This window comes from Micromonospora sp. NPDC050795, assembly GCF_044456785.1.
Lineage (GTDB): Bacteria > Actinomycetota > Actinomycetes > Mycobacteriales > Micromonosporaceae > Micromonospora.
This window is the reverse complement of record NZ_JBITGE010000015.1, coordinates 61,187-84,484: the sequence shown is the minus strand read 5'-3', so window position 1 is coordinate 84,484 and position 23,298 is coordinate 61,187. Positions and strand designations below refer to the sequence as shown.

The 23,298-nt window shown below is 72.0% G+C and carries 21 protein-coding genes and 1 pseudogene; all 22 read left to right on the top strand.

All coding sequences use genetic code 11. The features are described 5' to 3' along the window. Positions 1 to 151: 151 nt before the first annotated feature. The 22 genes and pseudogenes from mraZ (at position 152) to ACIBEF_RS15585 (ending at position 23,290) form a co-directional block, all read left to right on the top strand. Positions 152 to 583, top strand: coding sequence for a division/cell wall cluster transcriptional repressor MraZ (gene mraZ, locus ACIBEF_RS15690; RefSeq protein WP_030488958.1), 432 nt, complete (start codon positions 152 to 154; stop codon positions 581 to 583). A 206-nt stretch (positions 584 to 789) separates the two neighbouring features. Then, positions 790 to 1,900, top strand: a pseudogene (rsmH, locus tag ACIBEF_RS15685) (16S rRNA (cytosine(1402)-N(4))-methyltransferase RsmH). Beyond that, positions 1,890 to 2,495 carry a hypothetical protein gene (locus tag ACIBEF_RS15680; protein WP_396794002.1) on the top strand — a complete coding sequence of 202 codons (606 nt, stop codon included), beginning with the start codon at positions 1,890 to 1,892 and terminating at the stop codon, positions 2,493 to 2,495. Before rsmH ends, ACIBEF_RS15680 begins: the two are co-directional and overlap by 11 nt. 3 nt (positions 2,496 to 2,498) lie before the next feature. Next, positions 2,499 to 4,706: a peptidoglycan D,D-transpeptidase FtsI family protein gene (locus ACIBEF_RS15675; protein ID WP_396794001.1), complete on the top strand. Its 2,208-nt coding sequence runs from the start codon at positions 2,499 to 2,501 to the stop codon at positions 4,704 to 4,706. A 91-nt stretch (positions 4,707 to 4,797) separates the two neighbouring features. Then, positions 4,798 to 6,321 (top strand): UDP-N-acetylmuramoyl-L-alanyl-D-glutamate--2,6-diaminopimelate ligase, encoded by a 1,524-nt coding sequence (locus ACIBEF_RS15670; RefSeq protein WP_396794000.1) that lies wholly within the window; start codon positions 4,798 to 4,800, stop codon positions 6,319 to 6,321. Beyond that, the gene (murF, locus tag ACIBEF_RS15665; protein ID WP_396793999.1) at positions 6,318 to 7,715 is read left to right on the top strand and encodes a UDP-N-acetylmuramoyl-tripeptide--D-alanyl-D-alanine ligase; all 1,398 of its coding nucleotides are present in this window, start codon (positions 6,318 to 6,320) and stop codon (positions 7,713 to 7,715) included. Before ACIBEF_RS15670 ends, murF begins: the two co-directional genes overlap by 4 nt. Continuing rightward, positions 7,712 to 8,836, top strand: a complete 1,125-nt coding sequence (gene mraY, locus ACIBEF_RS15660) for a phospho-N-acetylmuramoyl-pentapeptide-transferase (RefSeq protein WP_030334519.1) — start codon at positions 7,712 to 7,714, stop codon at positions 8,834 to 8,836. Before murF ends, mraY begins: the two co-directional genes overlap by 4 nt. A 454-nt stretch (positions 8,837 to 9,290) precedes the next feature. Further along, on the top strand, positions 9,291 to 10,682 hold the full coding sequence (locus ACIBEF_RS15655) for an FtsW/RodA/SpoVE family cell cycle protein (RefSeq protein WP_396794046.1): 1,392 nt from the start codon (positions 9,291 to 9,293) through the stop codon (positions 10,680 to 10,682). After that, on the top strand, positions 10,682 to 11,788 hold the full coding sequence (murG, locus tag ACIBEF_RS15650) for an undecaprenyldiphospho-muramoylpentapeptide beta-N-acetylglucosaminyltransferase (RefSeq protein WP_355007673.1): 1,107 nt from the start codon (positions 10,682 to 10,684) through the stop codon (positions 11,786 to 11,788). Before ACIBEF_RS15655 ends, murG begins: the two co-directional genes overlap by 1 nt. Continuing rightward, positions 11,785 to 13,350, top strand: a complete 1,566-nt coding sequence (gene murC, locus ACIBEF_RS15645) for a UDP-N-acetylmuramate--L-alanine ligase (RefSeq protein ID WP_396793998.1) — start codon at positions 11,785 to 11,787, stop codon at positions 13,348 to 13,350. Before murG ends, murC begins: the two co-directional genes overlap by 4 nt. Then, positions 13,347 to 14,165 (top strand): cell division protein FtsQ/DivIB, encoded by an 819-nt coding sequence (locus tag ACIBEF_RS15640; RefSeq protein ID WP_396793997.1) that lies wholly within the window; start codon positions 13,347 to 13,349, stop codon positions 14,163 to 14,165. Before murC ends, ACIBEF_RS15640 begins: the two co-directional genes overlap by 4 nt. Before the next feature lie 244 nt (positions 14,166 to 14,409). Continuing rightward, positions 14,410 to 15,525, top strand: a complete 1,116-nt coding sequence (gene ftsZ / locus ACIBEF_RS15635; protein ID WP_091407710.1) for a cell division protein FtsZ — start codon at positions 14,410 to 14,412, stop codon at positions 15,523 to 15,525. 9 nt (positions 15,526 to 15,534) lie between these two features. Beyond that, positions 15,535 to 16,278 carry a YggS family pyridoxal phosphate-dependent enzyme gene (locus tag ACIBEF_RS15630; protein ID WP_396793996.1) on the top strand — a complete coding sequence of 248 codons (744 nt, stop codon included), beginning with the start codon at positions 15,535 to 15,537 and terminating at the stop codon, positions 16,276 to 16,278. Between the two features lie 192 nt (positions 16,279 to 16,470). Then, positions 16,471 to 17,163 carry a cell division protein SepF gene (locus ACIBEF_RS15625; protein ID WP_238667380.1) on the top strand — a complete coding sequence of 231 codons (693 nt, stop codon included), beginning with the start codon at positions 16,471 to 16,473 and terminating at the stop codon, positions 17,161 to 17,163. A 30-nt stretch (positions 17,164 to 17,193) separates the two neighbouring features. Further along, positions 17,194 to 17,499 carry a YggT family protein gene (locus ACIBEF_RS15620; protein WP_030334503.1) on the top strand — a complete coding sequence of 102 codons (306 nt, stop codon included), beginning with the start codon at positions 17,194 to 17,196 and terminating at the stop codon, positions 17,497 to 17,499. A 44-nt stretch (positions 17,500 to 17,543) separates the two neighbouring features. Further along, positions 17,544 to 18,353 (top strand): DivIVA domain-containing protein, encoded by an 810-nt coding sequence (locus ACIBEF_RS15615; protein ID WP_396793995.1) that lies wholly within the window; start codon positions 17,544 to 17,546, stop codon positions 18,351 to 18,353. An 80-nt stretch (positions 18,354 to 18,433) separates the two neighbouring features. After that, positions 18,434 to 19,183 (top strand): hypothetical protein, encoded by a 750-nt coding sequence (locus ACIBEF_RS15610; protein WP_396793994.1) that lies wholly within the window; start codon positions 18,434 to 18,436, stop codon positions 19,181 to 19,183. 11 nt (positions 19,184 to 19,194) lie between these two features. Next, positions 19,195 to 19,500: a DUF167 domain-containing protein gene (locus ACIBEF_RS15605; protein WP_355007667.1), complete on the top strand. Its 306-nt coding sequence runs from the start codon at positions 19,195 to 19,197 to the stop codon at positions 19,498 to 19,500. A 22-nt stretch (positions 19,501 to 19,522) separates the two neighbouring features. Then, entirely contained in the window at positions 19,523 to 21,022 is a 1,500-nt protein-coding gene (locus ACIBEF_RS15600; RefSeq protein WP_396793993.1) for a potassium/proton antiporter, read from the top strand. Between the two features lie 225 nt (positions 21,023 to 21,247). Then, a complete protein-coding gene (locus tag ACIBEF_RS15595) occupies positions 21,248 to 21,667 on the top strand; it encodes a TraR/DksA C4-type zinc finger protein (RefSeq protein WP_091407724.1) in 420 nt (139 codons plus the stop codon). A gap of 64 nt (positions 21,668 to 21,731) precedes the next feature. Then, positions 21,732 to 22,349 (top strand): signal peptidase II, encoded by a 618-nt coding sequence (gene lspA, locus ACIBEF_RS15590; protein WP_396793992.1) that lies wholly within the window; start codon positions 21,732 to 21,734, stop codon positions 22,347 to 22,349. Continuing rightward, positions 22,346 to 23,290, top strand: a complete 945-nt coding sequence (locus ACIBEF_RS15585; RefSeq protein ID WP_357202546.1) for an RluA family pseudouridine synthase — start codon at positions 22,346 to 22,348, stop codon at positions 23,288 to 23,290. The genes lspA and ACIBEF_RS15585 overlap by 4 nt, the downstream gene beginning before the upstream one ends. The last annotated feature ends 8 nt before the right edge of the window (positions 23,291 to 23,298 follow it).

Genomic DNA, 23,298 nt, shown 5'->3' with positions numbered 1-23,298 from the left:
CCCCCGGGTCAGGCGCGCCACGCGGGCGAATTTGGTTGCGGGTGGAGGGAAGTGGAGTAGAGTGGGGACCAATGGTGAGGCCGGGAGGGCTCACCGGCCCGGGGGGTCAGCGGCGCCGCGAACGCCGCTCAAGGGCGAGGGGGTTGGGCCGATGTTTCTCGGCACCCACACTCCGCGCCTGGACGAAAAGGGCCGGTTGATCCTTCCGGCCAAGTTTCGGGATGAGCTGGCGGGGGGTGTCGTGGTCACCAAAGGGCAGGAGCGCTGCCTCTACGTCTTCCCGACCCCTGAGTTCCAGCGGATCGCGGAGCAGTTGCGCGCACAGCCGATGACCCACAAGGCGGCCCGGGCCTACAGCCGGGTCTTCTTCGCCAGCGCGCACGACGAGGTTCCGGACAAGCAGGGCCGGGTGACCATTCCGGCTCACCTGCGGGCCTATGCCGCGCTGGACCGCGAGCTGGTGGTTATCGGCGCGAGCACGCGGGTGGAGATCTGGGACAAGGTCGCCTGGGAGACCTACCTCGCCGAGAGCGAAGACGACTTCGCCGACATCGAGGAGGGGGTGCTGCCCGGCGGTCTGTAGGGCGGTAACGGCACCCGACGTACTGCGAGATCTCCAGCCGCTTTCGAGTTCCTGGCATCACTTCCCCGGTGCCAGGCGCACGATCCAGTCATTGGGCGACGGTCCGGTGTCAGGCGGGAGCGGATGGGGATCTGGCGGTACGACGGCAGCGCCGTCCGACGACAGGCGCACGAGACGAACGGACGTTTCAACCAGTGGGGGTCATCATGGGGGAGTTGCGCGGCACGCACGTGCCGGTGCTGCTCGAGCGGTGTCTCGAGCTGCTGGCCCCCGCGCTGGGTCGAGGCGGCCGGACGGTCCACGTCGACGCGACGCTCGGTCTGGCCGGGCATGCGGAGGCGGTGCTCGAGGCGCATCCGGAGACGGTCCTGATCGGGCTCGACCGGGACACCGAGGCGCTCGCTCACGCGCGGGTCAGGCTGGCCCGGTTCGCCGACCGGGTGCACCTGGAGCACGCCGTCTACGACGAGTTGCCGGACGTACTGGACCGGCTGGGCTATCCGGCCATCGACGGGATCCTGTTCGACCTGGGTGTCTCGTCGTTGCAGTTGGACGCGCCCGACCGAGGGTTCGCCTACGCCCAGGACGCGCCGTTGGACATGCGGATGGACCAGACCCGGGGGGTGACCGCCGAAGAGGTGGTCAACACGTACGCGCATCCGGACCTGGCCCGGGTGCTGCGGGTCTATGGCGAGGAGAAGTTCGCCGGCCGGATCGCCTCGGCGATCATCCGGCAGCGGGAGCGGGCCCGGATCACCTCGTCCGCGCTGCTGGCGGAGCTGGTTCGGGATTCCATTCCGGCCCCAGCCCGACGAACGGGTGGGCACCCGGCAAAGAGAACGTTTCAGGCTTTACGGATCGAGGTAAACAGAGAGTTGGCAGCGCTGGAGACAGCGTTGCCATCTGCACTCGACGCACTGACCGTGGGCGGTCGCATGGTGGTCCTGTCCTACCACTCGCTGGAGGACAGGACCACCAAGGCGGCTCTCACGGACCGGGTCCGCAGTAAGGGCCCGATTGACCTCCCGGTCGAGCTCCCCGGGTCCGGTCCGACGTTCCGGCTGCTCAGCCGGGGCGCCGAACTGCCGGGGGAGGCGGAGGTCGCCGCGAATCCGCGGGCCGCCTCGGTGCGGCTGCGGGCCGCGGAGCGACTCGACCCGAACGCGACAGAGCAGGGGCGGACCGACCGCGAACGGTCTCGCCGACGGGTGAAGGGAATGCACCAACCGGGCACGGGGTCCGCCTGATCCGTGGGGGGTCAGGGGCACCGGGACGGCTAGAGGGACGGACGTTGAGGGGGAGGGACATGAGCATTGACAAGCGCGACCGCCGGGACGTCACCGGCGGCGGGCAGCGCGCACCGCGGTCGGGGGGCCGGACCGCGGCGGAGCGGGCTCCGCGCCTCGGTAACGGTACGTCACGCATCGATCGAACGAATCGGCAGGGGGAGACTCGCGCCCGGGGGGCGCGCGAGTTCCCGACTCAGGGCACCGCCGCACTGCGCCCGGTCGAGAAGGCCACCAGCGCCACCAGTGCCCGGCCGCCGCGGCTGCGGGTGGCGCCGCCGCCGCCGATCTCGGTGCCGCGTGCGCCGTTCGCGGCGCTGATCGTGGTGTTGGTGGTCGGCGGGGTGCTGGGCATCCTGGCGGTCAACACCAAGATCAATGAGAACGCGTTCCGGCTGGAGCGGTTGCAGCAGCAGCAGGCTCGACTGGACCTGGAGAAGCAGCAACTGGACAAGCAGATCGCCGACGCCGAGGCGCCGGGCAACCTGACCGCCGAGGCGAAGCGGCTGGGCCTGGTCGACGCCGGGGAGCCGGGCTACATCCGGCTGCCGGACGGCAAGACGATCGGTGTGCCGCAGCCGGCGAACGGCCAGCCGTCGGTGACGAGCCAGGGTGCGGGAGGCTGACCGGTGCCACCAAGGTCGGACGAGCCGCGCCGGGACCCTACGGGGTCCCGGCGCGGTTCTGCACGTGATGCCAGGCCCGCCGACGGCGAGCCACGCACCGGCGAGCCGGGCATCGGGGGCATCTCCGGCGCGCGCGCGTACACCCCGAGGGGTCGCACCGTCCGCGAGGAGCGCGGCACGCCGTCGCGCGGTCAGGGCGCCGAGCAGCGGCGTACGCCGCGCAGCACCCGGTCCGGTGACCCGTTCCGGCCTGCGTTGCAGGTGCTCGACGGCGGTCGGGCCGCCGCCCGGGCCGGCCGGCGCGACGCTCCGGCAGCCGGACGCGGCGGGGTGGTGCGCACCGTCGTACCGCGTACCCCCCGTGGCCCGGGTGGCGACGAGCCGCCGCCGCGTCGCCGGATCACGCCACGCGCGCCGCGGCGCACGGACCGACCGGCGGCCCGGCGGCCGTCGCGCACGCCACGACGCCCGCCGAAGCTGGCCGACTCGCGGCTGCGGTTGCGGCTGGGCACAGTGCTCGCCCTGACGCTCTTCGCCACCATCGGGATCCGGCTGATCTTCCTCCAGACGGTCGACGCTCCGGCCTACGCCGGGGGCGGCATCAGCGACCGCCTCCGCACCGTCGAGCTGCCGGCGCCGCGGGGCGCGATCTACGACAGCACCGGCGCGCCGCTGGCCCGCAGTGTCGAGGCACGGTACGTGTACGCCGACCCGACCGAGGTGGAGGATTCTGCCGCCGTCGCCAAGGCGCTCTCCCCGCTGCTCGGCATCGCGGTGTCGAAGCTCGTCGAGCAGATGAAGCCCCGCAAGCTGGAGGACGGCAAGCCGTCCCGCTTCGTGTACCTGGCGCGGGGAGTGGAGATCTCCACCGCCAAGCGGGTGCAGGCGCTGGAACTGTCCGGCATCGGGGTGCACCGCGACGAGCGCCGTGAGGTGCCCGGTGGTGACCTGGCGGCCAACCTGATCGGCTTCACCAGCCAGGACATGGTCGGGTTGGAAGGGCTGGAGGCCCGCTACGACGACGTGCTCGCCGGTCAGGACGGCAAACGGGTGTACGAGGCCGGCCTCGGCGACCTCGCCGCGCCGATTCCCGGTGGCTACAGCCGGACCACTCCCGCCAAGCCGGGCAGCTCGCTCGCTCTCACCCTCAACCGCGACCTGCAGTTCCGAACCCAGCAGATCCTCAGCGCGGGCATGGCCAAGGCGCCGGGCGGCACCGGCGCGGCGGTGGTCATGGAGATCCCCTCTGGTGCGGTGCTGGCCCAGGCCAGCAACCCGACGTACAACGCGGCGAAGCCGACGCCCAGCGACCCGGTGGCCCGGGAGGACGCCGCGACCAGCTTCGTGGTCGACCCCGGCTCGGTGCACAAGGCCATCACCTACGGCGCGGCGTTGCAGGAGGGCGTGATCACGCCGGACACCACGTTGCCGATCGCCAACAACATCAAGATGGGCGACACCTGGTTCTCCGACACCCATCCGGCCAACGGCAGGCGGATGAGCGTGCCCGGGATGCTCGCCTACTCGTCGAACGTCGGCACCATCACGATCGCCGAGAAGCTCGGCCGGGACCGGTTGATCGACTACCAGAAGCGGTTCGGGCTGGGCAAGCCCACCGGCGAGGGGATGCCCGGGGAGGCCAGCGGCCGACTGCTGCCGGCAGACGAGTGGAGCGGATCGTCGCGTGGGTCGGTGCCGATCGGGCACAGCGTCGACGCCACCCCGTTGCAGATGGCCGCCGCGTACGCCGCCATCGCCAACAACGGCACGTACGTGCAGCCGCACCTGGTCAAGGAGGTGATCGGCCCGGACGGCAGGCGCACCCCCGCGCCGGCCCCGGTCACCCGGTCGGTGCTCAGCCCGCAGAACGCGGCGGCCCTGCGCACCATGCTGGAGGCCGTCACCACCGTCGACGGCGCCACCGGTGTCACCGCAGCGGTGCCCGGCTACCGGGTCGCCGGCAAGACCGGCACCGGATCGCGGCTGGTCAACGGCAAGATAGAGCCCGACAAGGTGTCCTCCTTCATCGGCATGGCCCCCGCGGAGAATCCCCGCTACGTGATCGCGGTCTTCGTGTACGCGCCCAACGGCGGGGGCGCGGCGATCGCCAATCCTGCGTTCCGCGACATGATGCAGTTCACTCTGCGTCACTACCGGGTGCCGCCCTCGACCGGCGGATCCGCGCCCAAGTTCGTGGTCTATCCGCGCTGAGCAGCGATGGCGGGACATCATCGGTGAGTGCCGACGAACCACCGGGGCGGCTGTGTGGCCGGAACCGGACGACCGGGTAGGGTCTGACGCCGTGCCCGGCAATCCACGTCCACGTACCGTGACCGGAGTCCGGCTCGGTGATCTCGCCGTCCGGCTCGCCGTCGACCTTCCGGCGGACGCCGCCGCGGTGGTCGTCTCCGGGGTCACCCACGCCAGCCAGGAGGTTCGCCCCGGCGACCTGTACGCGGCGCTGCCCGGCGCCCGTCGGCACGGGGCGGAGTTCGCCGCCGGCGCCGTCGAGGCGGGTGCCGTGGCGCTGCTGACCGACCCGGCCGGTGCGGAGTTGGCGGCGGGAACCGGCCTGCCCGCCCTGGTGGTGCCCGACCCGCGCGCCGTGCTCGGCGAGCTGGCCTCGGCCGTGTACGGCGACCCGACCGCCGATCTCACAGTGATCGGGGTGACCGGCACCGCGGGCAAGACGTCCACCGCGTACCTGATCGAGTCGGGGCTGCGGGCCGACGGGCACACCACCGGGCTGGTCGGGACGGTGGAGACCCGCCTCGGTGATCTGGTGATCGACAGTGTCCGCACCACCCCCGAGGCGACCGACCTGCACGCCATGCTGGCCACCGCCCGCGAGCGTGGGGTCACCGCCGTGGTCATGGAGGTCTCCAGCCACGCGCTGGCCATGGGCCGGGTGGGCGGGGTCCGGTTCGCCGTCGGCGGTTACACCAACTTCGGCTCCGACCACCTGGACTTCCACGCCGACAGCGACGACTACTTCGCCGCGAAGGCCCAGCTCTTCGACGGGCGCTGCGCGGTCGAGGTGCTCAACCACGACGACCCGGCGTTGAAGCCGCTGCTCAAGCCGAGCACCGTCACCTACTCGGCGGCCGGTGAGCAGGGCGCGACCTGGTGGGCCGACGGTGTGGGCGGCGAGGGGTACGCGCAGCGGTTCACCGCGCACGGCCCGGACGGCGTGGCAGTGTCCGCCGGTGTCGCGCTGCCCGGCCGGCACAACGTGGCCAACGCGCTGCTCGCCATCGCCGCACTGGTCGGCGCCGGGGTGGACCCGGTGACCGCTGCGACTGGTGTGGCTGCCTGCGGGGGCGTCCCGGGCCGGCTGGAGCTGGTCGACGTCGTCGCGCCGGTGCGCGGGGTGGTCGACTACGCCCACAAGTCGGACGCGATAGTGGCCGCGCTCGCCGCGCTGCGCGAGTTGAGCGCCGGCCGACTGATCTGTGTGATCGGCGCCGGTGGGGACCGGGACCGGGGCAAGCGGCCGGTGATGGGCGCCGCCGCGGCGGAGGGAGCCGACGTGGTGCTGGTGACCGACGACAACCCGCGCACCGAGGATCCGGGGGAGATTCGCGCCGAGGTGCTGGCCGGGGCGTACCGGGCCGGCACGGCCGCCCGGATCATCGAGGTGGCGGGCCGCCGCGCCGCGATCGACGAGGCGGTGCGGCTGGCGGAGCCGGGCGACGTGATCGCGCTGCTCGGCAAGGGCCACGAGCGCGGCCAGGAGGTGGCGGGTCAGGTGCTTCCGTTCGACGACAGCATCGAGTTGGCCGAGGCGCTGCGGGCCCGCTTCGGGGACCTGGCGGGTCAGCGGTGATCACGCTGAGCCTGGCCGACGTGGCCGCGGCGGTCGACGGGCGGCTGGTCGCCGCCGACCCGACCGCCACGGTGACCGGTTCGGTGGAGTTCGATTCACGCAAGGTGGGGCCCGGCTCGCTGTTCGTGGCCTTCCCGGGGGAGAAGGTCGACGGACACGACTACGCGGCGACGGCGATCCAGGCCGGCGCGGTGGCGGTGCTCGGCAGCCGAGAGGTGCCCGGGGTGCCGATGGTGCTTGTCGACGACGCCCTGACCGCGATGGGCAGACTGGCCCGCGCGGCGGTGGACCGGCTTACCGGGCTGACCGTGATCGGCGTGACCGGCTCGTCCGGCAAGACCACCACGAAGGACCTGATCGGGCAGCTCACCTCCCGGCTCGGGGCCACCGTGGCGCCACCCGGCTCGTTCAACAACGAGCTGGGGCACCCGTACACCGCCCTGCGGGCCGACCCGGACACCCGGTACCTGGTGATGGAGAAGGGCGCGCGCGGGATCGGGCACGTCCGTTACCTGTGCGAGCTGGTGCCGCCCCGGATCTCCGTGGTGCTCAACGTCGGCACGTCGCACATCGGCGAGTTCGGCTCGCAGGACGCCATCGCCGTGGCCAAGGGCGAGCTGGTCGAGGCGCTGCCGCCGGACGGGCTGGCCGTGCTGAACGCCGACGACCCGCTGGTGGACGCGATGGCGGGCCGCACGCAGGCCCGGGTGGTCCGCTACGGCGAGGCGCCCGACGCCGACGTGCGCGCCGAGGACGTCACGCTCGACGAGCGGGGTCACCCGTCGTACACCCTGGTCACCCCGGAGGGGCGCGCGCCGGTGCGGCTCCGACTGGCCGGCCGCCACCAGGTCTGGAACACCCTCGCGGCGGCGGCGGTCGCCCGGGAGCTGGGCATGCCGCTGGCCGAGCTGGCCACGGCCCTCGGCGAGCTGGGGTTGGTCTCGACCCGACGGATGGACGTCTTCGACCGCCCCGACGGGGTGACCGTGATCGACGACTCGTACAACGCGAACCCGGCCTCGATGGCGGTCGCGGTGCGGGCGCTGGCGAGCATGGGCCAGGGGCGGCGTACCGTCGCGGTGCTTGGTTACATGGCCGAGCTGGGCCCGTTCGAGTACGACGGCCACGCCGAGGTCGGCCAACTCGCGGCCGAGCTGGGTGTCGACCGGCTGCTCGTGGTGGGTGAGCCGGCCGCGCCGATCCACGAAGGCGCGACAGCGGTAGCAAATTGGGGAGGAGAGTCGGTGCTGCTCACCGATCAGGCGGCGGCCGTCGAGGTGCTGCGGAGCGAGCTACGACCGGGTGACGTCGTCCTGGTCAAGGGCTCCCGGTACCGGACCTGGGAGGTGGCCGACGCACTGCGCGCCGACGCCGGTGGGGAGCCGACCCGATGAGGGCGGTCATCGTCGCCATCGGGGTGGCCTTCCTCGTCTCGCTCTTCTGCACCCCGATCGCGATCAAGGTGTTCACCCGGCTCAAGGCCGGTCAGCCGATCCGGTCGGACGGCCCCGCCATGCACCAGGGCAAGAAGGGCACGCCCACGATGGGTGGCGTGGTCTTCATCCTGGCCACGGTGATCGCGTACGTGGCCGGGCACCTCGCCCTGACCACCCTGCCGGATCAGCAGATCGCCCAGGTGGAGCCGACCATCACCGCGTTGGTGCTGCTGGGGCTGATGGTCTTCTCCGGCGCCGTGGGTTTCCTCGACGACTTCCTCAAGGTGCGCAAGCGCAACAGCGCCGGGCTGAACAAGCGCGGCAAGTTGCTCGGGCAGATCCTGGTCGGTGCGGTCTTCGGGGTGATCGCGCTGTGGTTCCCGAGCACGATGACCAACGGTTCGGGCCTGGCGACAAACACCGAGACGGTGGGCAGCACCACGCTGAGCTTCATCCGGGACATCGACTTCCTGGAGGTCAGCAAGGTCGGCGCGGTGATCATCTTCATCTTCGTGGTGATGGCCGCGACGAACGGCGTCAACCTCACCGACGGCCTGGACGGCCTGGCCACCGGCGCGTCGGTGATGGTGCTCGCCGCGTACGCGCTGATCGCGTTCTGGCAGTACCGGCACTGGTGCGCCGACCCGAACTACACCCAGCCGTACTGCTACGAGGTGCGCGACCCGTTGGAGATCGCCTTGATCGCCGGGGCGGCGGCGGGAGCCTGTGTGGGCTTCCTCTGGTGGAACACCTCCCCGGCGCGGATCTTCATGGGCGACACCGGGGCGCTGGGGCTGGGCGGTCTGATCGCCGGCATGGCGATGTCCACCCGCACCATCCTGCTGCTGCCGATCATCGGCGGGCTCTTCGTGATCATCACGATGTCCGTGGTAATCCAGATCATCTCCTTCAAGACCACCGGTAAACGGGTGTTCCGAATGTCTCCGCTCCAGCACCACTTCGAGTTGGCCGGCTGGAGCGAGGTCAACATCGTGGTGCGCTTCTGGATCATCGCCGGCATCGGCGTGGCCATCGCCCTGGGCCTGTTCTACAGCGAGTTCCTCGCCAACATGACCTGACCCGCAGGGCCGACGCCCCGCGCCTCCACCCCCTCATCCCGTCGATCTTGCACTTTCGGCTGGCGGAACGTCCTCTCCTGGGTGTTTTGCCGGTGCATAAAGTGCAAGATCGACGCGGGAGGGCGGCGGGAGGACGGCGGGAGGGCGGGTTCGACACGCCCGGTGGGGCGTTGTGGGGCGGTGGGGCGTGTTCAGCGGTGATGATGTCGGGGTGGGGGAGGAAATCGGCACCGAGGATGAGACTGTCGGACGACCGCGACGGTCGCCGAGCGCGGCGCGTACGCCGGTGGCGGCCGGGGCGCGCGGTCCGGAGCGCGGCGCGGCGGCCCGCGAACCCGGACCCGGACCCGGGGCACGGGAGCCCGGGGCGGCGGGACGCGGGCCGGAGGCCGTAACGGCGACACCGCCGCGCGGGTTCGACGCGGCCGGCGGGCTCGCCGCGCTGCGCGGCCTGCTGGACCGGCCGCTGACCTCCTACTACCTGCTGCTGTCCTGCGCCGGCCTGCTGCTGCTGATCGGGCTGACCATGGTCTTCTCGGCTACCAGCGTGAAGGACTACGCCGAGGACGGCAACGCCTCGGCCTCGGTGACCAAGCAGGCCATCTTCGCGGTGATCGGCATCGGCGCGTTCTGGGTCTGCCAGCGCCTGCCGGCCAGCACCTACCGCTCGCTGGGGCGGCCGCTGCTGTTCGCCTCGGTCGCCCTCCTGGTGGTGCTCAACCTGCTGGTCGCCTACGCCCGGCTGACCAGTCAGACGTCGGCCAGCTTCGGCCCGATCGAGGCCCGGCTGAACTGGCTGTTCGTCGGCGGGATCCAGCTACAGCCCTCCGAGTTGGCCAAGTTCGCGATGGTGCTCTGGGGTGCGCACCTCGTCGCCCGCAAGGGCGCCGCGCTCGGATGGTGGCGCGAACTGGCCACCCCGCTCTTCCCGGTGGTCGGCCTGCTCTTCGTCCTGGTCGGCTACAACGACACGGGCACCATGCTCTGTCTGCTGGCCCTGGTCGTGGGCCTGCTCTGGGCCGCCGGGGTGCGGATGCGGGTCTTCGGGGCCCTGGCCACGGCCGGGCTGGTCGGGATCGGCCTGCTCGTGGCGGTGGCCTCACTGGGTGCCGGCTCCGGTGAGCGCGGCGCGGACAACTACCGCCTCGCCCGGCTGGACATGTTCTTCAACCCACCGGACCCGGAGACCTGCAAACTCAACGACTGCCTCCAGTTCTACCAGGGGCGGCTGGCCATCGAGCACGGTGGCTGGTTCGGTGTCGGGCTGGGCAAGGGCAGCCTGAAGTGGGACTGGCTCCCCGAGGCGCACAACGACTTCATCTTCGCGATCATCGCCGAGGAGCTGGGCGTGATCGGGTGCGTCGTGGTGCTCAGCCTCTTCGCGGTCCTCGCGTACACCGGTTTCCGGATCGCCCGGCGGGTCGACGACCCGTTCCGCCGGCTCGCCGCCACCGCCGTGACCACCTGGCTGGTCAGCCAGGCCGTGATCAACATCGGCGGGGTGGTGGGGCTGCTGCCGATCACCGGTCTGCCGTTGCCGTTCATCTCCGACGGTGGAAGTGCCCTGGTGGTGACGTTGGCCGGCATCGGCATGCTGGCGTCCTTCGCCCGCGCCGAACCCGATGCGGCCAGAGCACTGCATGCCCGTCCGCCGGCCCGGTGGGTCCGACTACTCTGGGCCCCGTTGCCGCCGCTTCCCGGCCGGCGTCGCCGGCCGGCGACGCCGCCCGCTGGCCGAGGGTCCGTACCCCGGTCCCGCGAGCGGCGCCATGACGATCAGGCCGCGCCGCGCGGGGTCCGACAGGACCGAAGCCGCGGTGGTACGGCGAGCGAGAGGAGACGCTGATGGGTCCGCTGCGTTCGGTGGTGCTCGCGGGAGGTGGCACCGGGGGGCACGTCTACCCGCTGCTCGCCTTCGCCGACTGCCTGCGCCGACACGACCCGGGCGTCCGGATCACCTGCCTCGGCACACCACGGGGCATGGAGAACGACCTGATCCCGCCCCAGGGCTACGACCTGCGGCAGATCCCGGCGTACCAGCTGCCCCGGTCGGTCAACATGAACCTGGTCCGCACCCCGGGTCGGATGTGGACCGCGGCCCGCGCCGCGGGCAAGGTGATCGACGAGGTGCGCGCCGACGTGGTCGTCGGCTTCGGCGGGTACGTCTCGGTGCCGGCCTACCTGGCCGCGTGGCGCCGCGAGCTGCCCATGGTGATCCACGAGGTGAACGTGCCGCCGGGCGTGGCCAACAAGCTGGGCATGAAGTTCACCAAGAACGTGGCCGTCGGCTTCCCGAACCAGCCGAGCCAGGCCGAGTCGCTGCGGGACGCCACAGTTGTCGGTGTGCCGCTGCGCCGCGCCATCGCCGGTCTGGACCGGTACGCGCTGCGTAACGCCGCCCGCGCCCACTTCGGGCTCCGCCCGGACCTGCCGGTGCTCTTCGTGTCCGGCGGCTCGTCCGGCGCCCGCTCCATCAACCTGGCGGTCTCCGGGGCGGCCAAGGAGCTGGCCCGCAACGGCGTGCAGGTGCTGCACGTGATGGGCGCCCGCAACGAGCCGGTGCCGATCCCCACCGACCTGCCGGTGCCGTACGTGACGCTGCCGTACCTGTCCGAGATGGAGCTGGGCTACGCCGCCGCCGACCTGATGCTTGCCCGGGGCGGGGCGATGACCGTCGCCGAGGTGGCCGCGATCGGGCTGCCCACGATCTACGTGCCGTACCCGCACAGCAACCAGGAGCAGCGGCGCAACGCGCTGCCCGTGGTGGAGGCCGGCGGTGGGCTGCTGGTCGACGACGCGGAGCTCACCCCGGACTGGCTGGAGCGCACCGTGATCCCGCTCATCCGTGATCCACAGCGGCTCTACAACATGGGTGCCGCCGCCGGGTCCTACGGCCGGCGCGACGGCGACGAGGCGCTGCGTTCCTTCGTGCTGGCGGCGGTGGCCCGATGACCGCGCAGTTCACGCCGGCCGGCACGCTCACCGCCGAGGACCTGGGCGCCGTCCACCTGATCGGAGTGGGTGGGGTGGGCATGCTCGGCGTGGCCCGGCTGCTGCTCACCCGCGGTATCCGGGTCTCCGGCAGCGACCTGCGGGAGTGGCCCTCGCTGGCCGGCCTGCGGGCGCTCGGCGGCACCATCCACCTCAGTCACGAGGTGAGCAACCTCGACGGCGTGGACACCGTCGTCTACTCGTCGGCCATTCCCCAGGACCACCTGGAGCTGGTCGAGGCGCGTCGGCGTGGCCTGCGGGTGCTGCACCGCTCGGAGGCGCTCGCCGCGGCGATGACCGGCCGTCGCGCGGTGGCCGTCGCCGGCACGCACGGCAAGACCACCACCACCTCGATGGTGACGATGGTGCTCCAGCAGGCCGGTGTGGACCCGTCCTTCGTGATCGGTGGGGAGATCTCCGAGGTCGGTTCGGGCGCCCACCACGGCACCGGCGAGCACTTCGTGGTCGAGGCGGACGAGAGCGACCGCTCGTTCCTCATCTACCGCCCGTACGTCTCGATCATCACGAACGTCGAGGCGGACCACCTGAACACCTACGGCGACTACGCGACGCTGGAGGCGGCGTTCGTCGAGTTCGCCCGCCTCACCGACCCGGACGGGTTCATCATCACCTGCGTCGACGACCCGGGCGGTCGGCGGTTGGCCGAGAGCCTGCGGTCCGAGGGACGACGGGTGTTCACCTACGGCGAGGCCGCCGACGCCGACCTGCGGTTGACCGAGATGGTCTCCTCCGCGCGTGGAGTGCGCTACCTGGCCGCGATCGACGGGCGGTCGCTGGGCGAGTTCCGGCTGCCGGTGCCGGGTCGGCACATGGGGCTCAACAGCGCCGCCGCGGTGCTGGCCGCGTACCTGCTGGAACTGCCGCTGGAGGCGGCGGAGGCCGCGCTGGCGGTCTTTCCCGGGGTGCGGCGGCGCTTCGAGCGCAAGGGTGTCGCGGACGGCGTGCTGGTCTACGACGAGTACGCCTACCACCCGACCTCGATGACGTTGGCGAACCAGACGTTGCGCGAGGTCGCCGGGGACGGCCGGCTGATCGTCGTCTTCCAGCCGTACCGGCTGTACCGCACCCGCGACAACCAGGCGGAGATCGCCGAGGCGCTGGCCATCGCCGACGAGGTGGTGCTCCTGGAGGTCTTCGGGCCCGGTGAGTTGCGTCAGCCCGGCGAGGGCTCGGCGGCACTGATCGCGGCGGTGGATCTGCCCGCCGAGCGCAAGGTCTTCGTGGAGTCGTGGGAGCAGGCCCCGATCGAGGTGGCTCGTCGCGCCCGCGCCGGGGACGTGGTGGTCACCATGGGCGCCCCGCCGATCTCGCTGATGGGTGACGAACTGCTGGCCGCCCTGGGCGAGCGTGCGGCCGGCTCGGCACCGACGGCGACCGTCGACCCGGTGGCCACCACCCCAGCGATCGGTGATCCGGTGCCGGGTGGGGCGACGTCCGGCGGCGACGGCGCGGCTCTCGGTGGCACTGCCGTGCCCGGCGGCTCGGCGCCCACGGCCGGATGAGTCCCGGCCCGGCCCGAGGGCGGACCAGCGCCGCCGACGGTGGCGCTCCGCGCCGCGGTCCGGCCCGGCGGTGGCAGTTGGTCCGGGCGGGCCGCGACGCGGTGCCGCCCTCGACCCGCCGGTTCATGGCCCGTGCCCGGCAGCGTCGCATGCGTGCGGCGCTGCCGTGGGCGGTGGCCGCCGGCGTGCTCGCCCTGGCCGGGCTGGTCGCCTGGACGGTGCTCGGCACCGGGCTGTTCGGTGTGCGGGAGGTGCGCGTGGAGGGTGCCGACCTGGTCACGCCGGTGCAGGTGCACGACGCGGCAGGGGTGCCGGACGGGGTGCCGCTGGCCCGGGTGGACCTGGCCGCCGTCGCCCGTCGGGTCGGTGCGCTGCCGGCGGTGGAACGGGCCACGGTCTCCCGGGACTGGCCCGGCGCGCTGGTGGTGCGGGTGACCGAGCGGACAGCGGTGGCGGTGGTGCCGCAGGGCGAGGTGTTCGCCCTGATCGACCGGAGCGGGGTAGCGTTCCGGACGGTGGAGCGACGCCCGGGCGACCTGCCACAGGTGACTGTGGTCCGGCCGGCCGCCGACGACCCGGGCACGCGGGCCGCGCTGGAGGTGCTCGTCGCGCTGACGCCGCAGCTGCGCGCGGAGCTGGTGGACGTGAACGTGGCGGGGCTGGCCCGGATCAGCCTGCGGTTGCGCGGCGACCGGACGGTGGTCTGGGGCGACGCGACCCGGGGTACGGACAAGGCTCGGGTGGCCACCGCGCTGCTCGACGAGGACGCCGACCGGATCGACGTGAGCGCACCGGATGTGGTGACCTTTCGTTGACCAGGGAGCGTGCGTGGCGTGACCCGTGGCGCTCCGCGCGGCGACACGCCGCCCGGGTCCTTGGCTCATGGCGCGGTGGCGCTTACGTTGCCCCGAAGAGCTTCAGTGGTTGACATAACTGTAAGCCTCTAGTAGAGGGTTAGGGTTCACCCCTGATCCTCGTTGGAGACAGCTGTCGTCGGCCGCTGGTCTGGCCACGCCGTAACCGGTCGGCCGAAGCCAATCTCGAAGGAAAGGACCGGAGATGACACCTCCGCACAACTATCTGGCGGTCATCAAGGTCGTCGGCATCGGGGGTGGCGGCGTCAACGCCGTCAACCGGATGATCGAGGTTGGGCTCAAGGGCGTCGAGTTCATCGCGATCAACACCGATGCGCAGGCGCTGCTGATGAGCGACGCCGACGTCAAGCTCGACGTCGGTCGGGAGCTGACCCGCGGCCTGGGGGCCGGGGCCAACCCGGACGTCGGGAAGAACGCCGCCGAGGACCACCGCGACGAGATCGAGGAGGTGCTCAAGGGTGCCGACATGGTCTTCGTGACCTGCGGCGAGGGCGGCGGCACCGGCACCGGTGGCGCGCCCGTGGTGGCCAACATCGCCCGCAAGCTCGGCGCGCTGACCATCGGCGTGGTGACCCGGCCGTTCTCCTTCGAGGGCAAGCGCCGCCAGGTGCAGGCCGAGACGGGGATAGACGAGCTCCGCAACCAGTGCGACACGCTGATCGTCATCCCGAACGACCGGCTGCTGGCCCTGGGCGATCGCAACATCAGCATGATGGACGCGTTCCGTACGGCCGACCAGGTGCTGCTCTCGGGCGTGCAGGGCATCACCGATCTGATCACCACCCCGGGTCTGATCAACCTGGACTTCGCCGACGTCAAGAGCGTGATGAGCGGCGCCGGCAGCGCGTTGATGGGCATCGGCAGCGCCCGCGGCGAGAACCGCGCGGTCGAGGCGGCCGAGGCGGCCATCTCCAGCCCCCTGCTGGAGCAGAGCATGGACGGCGCGCGGGGCGTGCTGCTCTCCATCGCCGGCGGCTCCGACCTGGGCCTGTTCGAGATCAATGACGCCGCCCAGCTGGTCACCGACGCGGCTCACCCGGACGCCAACATCATCTTCGGCGCTGTCATCGACGACGCGCTCGGTGACGAGGTGCGGGTGACTGTCATCGCGGCGGGCTTCGACGGCGGCACGCCCGCGTACAAGGCGGCCGAGCCGACCCGCAAGACCAACACCAACCAGCCGGCACCGCAGAGCACCCCGGCGCCTGCGCCGGCCACCAACCCGGCTCCGGCCCAATCGCCGCGTCGCGTGCTCTTCGACGACGTGGATGTTCCCGACTTCCTCAAGAACGGGTCCTGAGCACCGCCGATGACCGACAGCTCAGCCACGGTACGACCAGATCGGCACGCCGAACTCGCGGCCGGTCTGGCCCAGGTCCGGTCCCGGGTCGACGACGCCTGCGCGCAGGCCGGCCGGGACCGTGCCGAGGTGACCATGATCGCGGTGACGAAGACCTACCCGGCCAGTGACGTGTTGGCGCTGGCCGGGCTCGGGGTGACCGACATGGGGGAGAACCGCGACCAGGAGGCAGCCGGCAAGGCCGCCGAGATGGCCGCCGCCGGGGTGCGTCCCCGCTGGCACTTCATCGGCCAGTTGCAGCGCAACAAGGCCCGCTCGGTGGTCCGTTACGCCGACGTGGTGCACTCCGTCGACAGTGTCCGGCTGGCCCGGGCGTTGGCAACCGCGACCGCGGACCGGCAGGAGCCGCTCGACGCTCTGGTCCAGGTGAGCATCGACGGCGACGCGGCCCGGGGCGGCGCCCTGCCCGGCTCGGCGGATCCGGCCGCCGGTCTGGAGCCGGTGGCCGAGGCGGTCGCCGAAGCGACAGGGTTGCGTCTGGTGGGTCTCATGGCTGTCGCGCCGCTGGGGTGGGAGCCGGAGCGGGCGTTCGCCCGGCTCGCGGAGGTCGCCGACGCGTTTCGGGCTGTCCATCCGGGAGCCACCGCGCTGTCCGCCGGTATGAGCGGGGATTTCGACATAGCGATCCGTTACGGCGCGACACATGTCCGCGTCGGTAGCGCGTTGCTCGGAATGCGTCCCACGCTGCGGTAGCCTGACCGCGAGACAAGCAAATTACATCAGTGTTGTTTTAGGGGCGGGCGTCTCCCGGTCGGGGGTCGTGGCGCGCGACGCGAATCGCGCGCCGGGGGGATTGCTGTTCCGGTCCGATGGGCATGGTTGTCCACTCGCGACGGGCGACATGGCACGGGGGCGCGTGCCGCACGGCGGACGGAAGGGCGCGGGATGGGTGCACTGCGCAAGGCGGGGGTCTGGCTCGGTCTGGTCGAAGAAGACGACGAGCGGGCCTACGACGACGGTGGCTACGACAAGGGTGGCTACCGCGACTCGCGGTACCGGCAGAGCCGGTACGCCGAGGAGTTCGCCGACGACGACGAGGACGACGCCGAGGAGCCGCCGGCTCCCCGGCCGCGCGACAGCGGGCGGGGCCGGCTCTCCGAGCGGTCGAGCGGGCGGTTGAGCGAGTCCGAGCGCGGCGACGGTGAGCGGCCGGAGCGGATCGAGCGGTCCAGCGTCCGGTCGATCACCCGGTCGTCGGCGGGCGAGACCTCCGGTGCGCTGACCTACCACACTCGGGACAACCTGGCCCTCGCGCCGCAGGTCACGTCGCGTGAGCGGGCCCTGCCCGAGGAGGAGCAGCGTTACCAGATCACCACGCTGCACCCCACCACCTACCGGGAGGCGCGCACCATCGGTGAGCACTTCCGCGACGGTGTCCCGGTGATCATCAATCTCACCGAGATGGATGAGGCGGATGCCCGCCGTCTGGTGGACTTCGCCGCCGGGCTGGCGTTCGGCCTGCGCGGTACGATCGAGCGCGTGACCAATCGGGTGTTCCTGCTCTCACCGGCTAACGTCCAGGTCACCGCAGAGGACAAAGCCAAGATCGCTGAGGGCGGCTTTTTCAGTCTGAGTTGATCCCGCCCGACCCGAGGGACGTCGCTGACCGTGTTGTCGATCTTACTGCAAGTGCTGTACCTGATCCTTTATGTCTTCCTGCTCCTTCTTCTGTCCCGGTTCGTGTTGAGCGCCGTCCTGCAGTACGGCCGTCGCTGGCAACCGGGGCGTGGAGCATCGGCAGGATTGGAATCCGTGTGGAGCGTCACTGATCCCCCTCTCAACGCGTTGAGGCGTGTGATCCCTCCGCTGCGAATTGGTACCGTGAGCATCGACCTGGCCTCCCTTGTGCTCCTGGTTATCCTGTTCGTGCTGATGGAGTTCGTGTTAGGGCCGTCGATCAGGGCATCTGCCTGATGACCGACGCGCTTTCGCGGCCGCAACTGACCCGAGGAGTTTCGATGCCGCTGACCCCGGCCGACGTCCACAACGTCGCCTTCAAAAAGCCGCCGATCGGCAAACGGGGGTATGACGAGGAGGAGGTCGACGCCTTCCTGGATGAGGTCGAGCGCGAGCTCGCCCGTCTCATCGAGGAGAACAACGAGCTGCGCGCCCAGGTGGAGCGCGGCGGCCGTGGCGGCGCCCCCGCCGGCCCCGGCGGCGACGCCCGACTGGCGGCGGAGCTCAACGATGTCAAGGCCCAACTGGACCGGGTGCAGCGCGACAAGTCGGCGGCCGAGCAGGCTGCCCGCGCGATGCAGGCCGAGCTGGAGCAGGTCCGCTCGACCGGCGGCCCGGCCGGCGGCGTCACCGGTGACGGTGAGCAGCAGGCCCTGCGCGTGCTGATGATGGCCCAGCGCACCGCCGACGACCACGTGTCCGACGCTCGCCGCGAGGCCGACAGCCTGCTCTCCGAGGCTCGCAGCAAGGCCGAGGAGGTGACCCGGGAGGCGCGCGCCAAGGCTGACGCCCTTGAGCGGGACGCCCGCCAGCGGCACCAGGAGGCCATGGGCGGCCTGGACGCCAAGCGCACGGCGCTGCAGAAGCACATCGAGGAGCTCAAGCAGTTCGAGCGCGAGTACCGCACCCGGCTCAAGGCGTACCTGGAGAGCCAGCTGCGGGACCTCGACGGTCGTGGCCAGGGCCTCGAGGCCGAGATGACCCGCTCCGAAGCCGGCCGGGTCGCTGGCGGCAACGGGCTGGCCGCAGCGGGTCTCGCTGGTTCATACGGCGGCGGCGGGCGCTCCGGCGCCCTCGAAGCCGGACGCTGAGCACCGGCCGGCGATCGCTGTCCGCCAATGGTGACGGTCGCCGGCCCCGCCTGGACGGTTCGACGCGGCGGGGGTGAGCCGTGATAGTCGCAAGTCTCCTGCTCATCCTCGTCGCTGTGGTGCTACTGGTGCTCGGTTTGGCCGGTGGCTCTAGCTTCTTGTTGGTCATCTCCATCGCGGCCAGTCTGCTGGCCGCCGTGGCGTTGGTGGTGGGTGCCCGCCAGGCAGCCGCCAACCGGGCCATGGCGGATCCCGGCCGGACCGACCGGCGTAATCCCGACGCGCCCCGCACGGCCAGCCAGGCCACACCGGGTGTCGCGTACGGGCCGCCGCTGGTCGAGCCGGAGGTGCCGGTCCAGCACGTGCCCACGACCTTTGGTACCGGCGGCACCGGGTGGCGGCAACCACCCGAGCCGCCGGTCGACCATGTGCCGCCGGTCGATGAGGTGTCGCCGGTCGACCCGCCGCGCGTCGAGGACGCGTCGCCGATGGTGGGTGCGGCGGACGAGGTGCCCGCGCGGGCCCGGCCGGTCAGCCCGGCGTCGCCCCTCGCGGCGTCGACCGGCGACGTGTTCGACCCGGCGGTCGCGGCGGTCGACGAGCCGGCCGCCCAGCAGATCACGCCCGCCGAGGCGGCCCGGGTGGCCCGACTGCTCGACGCTGTCGAGGTCGTCGACGGCCGCCCCCGTTACCACCTGGACGGCTGCCCCCACCTGATCGGCTGGCAGCCCGAGACGTTGCCGGTCGCCGAGGCCGTGGACCTTGGCTTCACCCCGTGCGCGCACTGCGCGCCGGCGACCGCTCTCCTCGCCGACGCCCGTCCGATCTGAAGCGGCGCCCGGTGCCCGCGCAGGACACGCTCACAGTGGCGGTACGGGTGAAGCCCGGCGCCTCCCGGGACCGGGTGGGTGGCCGCTTCGACGGCCCGCACGGGCCCGCCCTCGTGATCGCGGTCCACGACCCGGCCGTCGACGGGCGGGCCACCGAGGCCGCCCGGCGGGCGTTGGCCGGCGCGTTGGGCGTCCGGCCGGCCGTCGTGTCGCTGCGTGCCGGCGCGGCCAGCCGGGACAAGCTCTTCCTCGTCGATCGGCCCGGCCCGGACCTGCCCGAGGTGCTGCGCCGTCTGCGCGACGGATCCGCCGAGTGAGGACAGCCCAGGCAAGGCAGCCGTGACTCCCGGGTTGGACATCGCGCTGCTGCTCGGTGCGGCAGTGCTGCTGGTCGCCGTCGGCGCGGTGCGACTCTCCACCCGGCTCGGTGTGCCCAGCCTTCTGGTCTACCTGGCTCTGGGTGTGGCGATCGGCGAGGGCGGGTTGGGCATCCGCTTCGACGACGTCGAGCTGACCCGGACCCTCGGCTTCTGCGCGCTGATCGTGATCATCGCGGAGGGCGGGCTCACCGCCCGGTGGACCACGCTGCGCCCGGTGCTCGGGCTGGCCTCCGCGCTCTCCACTGTCGGCGTGGTCGTCAGCATCGTGGTGGTCGGCGTGGCCGTGCACCTGCTGCTGGGGCTGGACTGGCGGTTGGCGCTGCTCTACGGCGCGGTGCTCTCGTCCACCGACGCGGCGGCCGTCTTCGCCACTCTGCGCCGACTGCGGTTGCCGCCCCGGCTGGTGGCGACCCTGGAGGCCGAGTCGGGGATGAACGACGCCCCGGTGGTGCTGCTGGTGGTGCTGCTGTCCCACCGGGGTTTCGCGCACCCGTGGTGGTACGAGGTCGCGCTGGTCTGTTACGAGCTGGGCGTCGGTGCGGCGGTGGGCGTTGCCGCTGGCGTCGCCGGCACCTGGGCGCTGCGCCGGGCCGCGCTGCCCTCGGCCGGGCTCTACCCGATCGCCGCGGTCGGCATCACGGTGCTGGCGTACGCCGCGGGGGCGGTTCTGCACGCCTCGGGCTTCCTCGCCGTCTATGTGGCCGGGGTGCTGCTGGGCAATGCCCGCCTGTCGCACCGGCAGGCGATTCTCGGTTTCGCGGACGGGTTGGCCTGGCTGGCCCAGATCGGGTTGTTCGTGCTGCTCGGGTTGCTGGCCTCGCCGGGCCGGCTGGACGCTGCGGTGCTGCCCGCGGTGGTCGCCGGGCTGGCTCTGGTGCTCCTGGCCCGACCGTTGTCGGTGGCCGTCTCGGCGTTGCCGTTCCGGGTCGGGCTCCGGGAACAGGCGTTCCTGTCCTGGGCCGGGCTGCGCGGGGCGGTGCCGATCGTGCTGGCGACCATTCCGCTCTCCGAGCGGGTGCCCGGCGCGGAGCGGCTCTTCGACGTGGTCTTCGTGCTGGTGGTGATCTTCACGCTGGTGCAGACCGGGACGTTGGGGCCGTTCGCCCGCCGGTTGCGGGTGACCGCGCCGGCCGAGGCGGCCGAGATCCACGTGGAGACCGCGCCGTTGGAGCGGATGCGGGCGGACCTGCTCCAGGTGGAGGTGCCACCGGGCTCACGACTGGCCGGGGTGCACGTCGACGAACTGCGTCTTCCGCCGGGCGCGTCGGTGACCCTGGTGCTGCGCGACGGCGTGGGCTTCGTGCCCGCACCCGACACCCGGTTGAAGACCGGCGACAGTCTGCTGATCGTGGCGACCGCCGGGGTGCGGGACGCGGCGGAACGGCGGTTGCGGGCCGTCAGTCGGCGGGGTCGTCTGGCCCGATGGTTTGGTGAGTACGGAGATGAGGTGCCCAATTGATCTGCTAGCGTTCCCTTTGCCCCAGTTAGGCAGGGCTAGGGGCTGTTAGACGGTGCGACGGTGCGGCACGTTGTCGGACGCCTGTACGTTCCGTATTCTTGCCAACCTCGGGAGTGCGCGGCCATCGTCGCCGTGCGCCCCTTTTCGTCCATAGGGGACGCCTTTGTCGGCGCCCCCTGACCAGGCGCCGCGGACCGCGCGGTTCCCCGGCCGAGGGAGCGACCCATGGCGAAGCCATCCGACACCAGGACCGCCGGGCGCAAGCCGGTGGCGAAGGCCACCCGAAGCACGGCCGAGACCGAGAAGATCCGGGCGGCGCTGGCGGCGCGGCGGGACGAGCTTCGCGCCGAGTACGATCAGACGCTGAGTGAGATCACCGAGCTGCAGCGCGATCGGCTGACCGACTCGGCCGGGGACGACCAGGCCGACACGGGCACCAAGACGCTCGAGCGGGAGCAGGAGATCTCTCTCGCCAACAGCATTCTGGAACGGATCACGCAGGTGGAGCGCGCTCTGGAGCGCCTCGACGAGGGTGGTTACGGCTGGTGCGAACGGTGCGGCAACCCGATCCCGGTCGAGCGCCTCGCCGCCTTCCCGTCGGCCACCCTGTGTGTGACGTGCAAGCAGCTGGAGGAGCGGCGCTGAGGTCCGTTCCCCGGCGGCGATGAGACGGTGAGCGATCACCGCCAAGACTGTCGATGGGGAGCGCATGACCGCAGTACCGTCCGCCGAACCCGGCCGCACCGATCCGGGCGGCGGCACCCGCCGGCCCCGGGCCGTCGCGATTCTCGCCGGGGTCGCCCTGGTGGCCCTGCTGGCCGACCTGGTCACCAAGCACCTCGCGCTGGCCGCGCTGACCGACCGGGAGCCGGTCCGGCTGCTCGGCGGGGTCGTCTACCTGAGCCTGACCCGCAACAGCGGTGCGGCCTGGAGCATCGGCGCGGACCACACCTGGGTCTTCCCGCTGATCACCATCGGTGTGGTCGGCTGGATCGTCTGGATGGCCCTGCGGCTGCGCTCGCTGCCCTGGGCGGTCTCGCTCGGCCTGGTGCTCGGTGGCGCGTTGGGCAACCTCGTCGACCGGATCTTCCGCGCGCCGTCCCCGTTCCACGGGCACGTGGTCGACATGATCAGCCTCTTCGACCCGTACGGCCAGGTCTGGCCGGTGTTCAACCTGGCGGACAGCTCGCTGGTCTGCGGCGTGCTGCTGGCCGTCCTGTTGGAGCTGACCGGCCGCCAGCGTGACGGCCGGCGGGCGGGGCGCGACAGCGACCCGGCCACGACGGACGCCGCCGCGCCGGGCTCCGAGCAGAGGGAGCGGGCATGACCTCGGCGTTCGCCGCTGGCGGCGACCACCGTTCCCTTCCGGTTCCGGACGGCCTCGACGGCATGCGCCTGGACCAGGCCGTGTCCCGCCTGTTCGGGCTCTCCCGCACCGCCGCCGCGGCCCTGGTCGACGCCGGAGACGCGCTGGTCGACGGCTCCGCCCGGCCCAACTCGCACAAGGTCAAGGCCGGCTCCTGGCTGGACGTCACGCTGCCCGCCCCGGTCGCACCGCCGACGGTGGTGCCGCAGGCGGTGCCCGGCCTGCGGGTCGTCTACGCCGACGACGACATCGTCGTGGTCGACAAGCCGGTCGGGGTGGCAGCCCACCCGAGCCCCGGGTGGACCGGGCCGACGGTGATCGGCGCGCTCGCCGCGATCGGGCACCGCATCTCCACCAGTGGCGCCGCCGAACGCCAGGGCGTGGTGCACCGGCTCGACGTGGGCACCACCGGGATCATGGTGGTGGCCAAGAGCGAGCAGGCGTACACGGCGTTGAAGCGGGCCTTCAAGTACCGCGAGGTCGACAAGGGTTACCACGCGGTGGTGCAGGGTCACCTGGACCCGCTGAGGGGCACCGTCGACGCGCCGATCGACCGGCACCCCACCCACGACTACCGCTGGGCGGTGGTGTCCGGCGGCAAGCCGAGCATCACCCACTACGACACCCTGGAGGCGTTCCCGGCGGCGAGTCTGGTCGACGTCCGGCTGGAGACCGGCCGGACCCACCAGATCCGGGTGCACTTCTCCACCCTGCGGCACCCCTGTGTGGGTGACCTCACCTACGGCGCCGATCCCACCCTCTCGGCCCGTCTCGGCCTGGCCCGACAGTGGCTGCACGCCCGCGAACTGAGCTTTGTGCACCCCCGAACGGGGGACGAGGTCCGGTTCGTCAGCGACTACCCTGACGACCTGGAACGTGCGCTTCAGATCCTGCGTGACTGAGCGGCGAC

Bases quoted from the DNA above. Each gene is read 5' to 3' on its own strand.
- ACIBEF_RS15680 (WP_396794002.1), top strand. From the start codon at position 1,890: ATGAGCATTGACAAGCGCGACCGCCGGGACGTCACCGGCGGCGGGCAG.
- murC (WP_396793998.1), top strand. From the start codon at position 11,785: ATGACCGCGCAGTTCACGCCGGCCGGCACGCTCACCGCCGAGGACCTG.
- murG (WP_355007673.1), top strand. From the start codon at position 10,682: ATGGGTCCGCTGCGTTCGGTGGTGCTCGCGGGAGGTGGCACCGGGGGG.
- ACIBEF_RS15615 (WP_396793995.1), top strand. From the start codon at position 17,544: ATGCCGCTGACCCCGGCCGACGTCCACAACGTCGCCTTCAAAAAGCCG.
- ftsZ (WP_091407710.1), top strand. From the start codon at position 14,410: ATGACACCTCCGCACAACTATCTGGCGGTCATCAAGGTCGTCGGCATC.
- ACIBEF_RS15585 (WP_357202546.1), top strand. From the start codon at position 22,346: ATGACCTCGGCGTTCGCCGCTGGCGGCGACCACCGTTCCCTTCCGGTT.
- ACIBEF_RS15625 (WP_238667380.1), top strand. From the start codon at position 16,471: ATGGGTGCACTGCGCAAGGCGGGGGTCTGGCTCGGTCTGGTCGAAGAA.
- ACIBEF_RS15630 (WP_396793996.1), top strand. From the start codon at position 15,535: ATGACCGACAGCTCAGCCACGGTACGACCAGATCGGCACGCCGAACTC.
- ACIBEF_RS15640 (WP_396793997.1), top strand. From the start codon at position 13,347: ATGAGTCCCGGCCCGGCCCGAGGGCGGACCAGCGCCGCCGACGGTGGC.
- ACIBEF_RS15595 (WP_091407724.1), top strand. From the start codon at position 21,248: ATGGCGAAGCCATCCGACACCAGGACCGCCGGGCGCAAGCCGGTGGCG.
- mraZ (WP_030488958.1), top strand. From the start codon at position 152: ATGTTTCTCGGCACCCACACTCCGCGCCTGGACGAAAAGGGCCGGTTG.
- lspA (WP_396793992.1), top strand. From the start codon at position 21,732: ATGACCGCAGTACCGTCCGCCGAACCCGGCCGCACCGATCCGGGCGGC.
- mraY (WP_030334519.1), top strand. From the start codon at position 7,712: ATGAGGGCGGTCATCGTCGCCATCGGGGTGGCCTTCCTCGTCTCGCTC.